Raw genomic sequence first — 1,068 nt, 5'->3', positions numbered from 1 at the left:
TTCCGTGCGGCGCTGACGGGTCTGGTGAACCGCTACGCGCGCGAGAAGAAGTTCCTGCGGGAGAAGGACGACAACCTCGCCGGCGAGGACATCCGCGAGGGTCTGACGGCGATCATCTCGGTGAAGCTGGGCGAGCCCCAGTTCGAGGGCCAGACGAAGACCAAGCTGGGCAACACCGAGGCCAAGACCTTCGTGCAGAAGGTCGTCCACGAGCACCTCAACGACTGGTTCGACCGGAACCCCAACGAGGCCGCGGACATCATCCGCAAGTCGATCCAGGCCGCCACCGCGCGCGTCGCGGCCCGCAAGGCCCGCGACCTCACCCGCCGCAAGGGCCTCCTGGAGAGCGCCTCGCTGCCGGGCAAGCTGTCCGACTGCCAGTCCAGCGACCCGGCCAAGTGCGAGATCTTCATCGTCGAGGGCGACTCGGCCGGCGGCTCCGCGAAGTCCGGCCGGAACCCGATGTACCAGGCCATCCTGCCCATCCGCGGCAAGATCCTGAACGTCGAGAAGGCCCGCATCGACAAGATCCTCCAGAACACCGAGGTCCAGGCACTGATCAGCGCCTTCGGCACCGGTGTCCACGAGGACTTCGACATCGAGAAGCTCCGCTACCACAAGATCATCCTGATGGCGGACGCCGACGTCGACGGCCAGCACATCAACACCCTCCTCCTCACCTTCCTCTTCCGCTTCATGCGGCCGCTGGTCGAGGCCGGACACGTGTACCTCTCCCGACCCCCGCTCTACAAGATCAAGTGGGGCCGGGACGACTTCGAGTACGCCTACTCCGACCGCGAACGCGACGCCCTGGTCGAACTCGGCAAGCAGAACGGCAAGCGGATCAGGGAAGACTCCATCCAGCGCTTCAAGGGTCTGGGCGAGATGAACGCCGAGGAACTGCGCATCACCACCATGGACGTCGACCACCGCGTACTGGGCCAGGTCACCCTGGACGACGCCGCACAGGCCGACGACCTGTTCTCGGTGCTGATGGGTGAGGACGTCGAAGCCCGGCGCTCCTTCATCCAGCGCAACGCCAAGGACGTCCGCTTCCTCGACATCTGA

The 1,068-nt window shown here is 65.5% G+C and carries 1 protein-coding gene; it reads left to right on the top strand.

The window, feature by feature from the left end; genetic code table 11:
- Positions 1-1,068 (top strand): toprim domain-containing protein (locus ABT106_RS32050; RefSeq protein ID WP_351284595.1); only part of this gene is annotated, 1,068 nt, incomplete at its 5' end.

The sequence above is a fragment of the Streptomyces sp. NPDC002044 genome (genome assembly GCF_040296725.1).
Lineage (GTDB): Bacteria > Actinomycetota > Actinomycetes > Streptomycetales > Streptomycetaceae > Streptomyces > Streptomyces antarcticus.
Note: the sequence above shows the minus strand (reverse complement) of the source record. Positions and strands in the feature narration are given on the sequence as shown.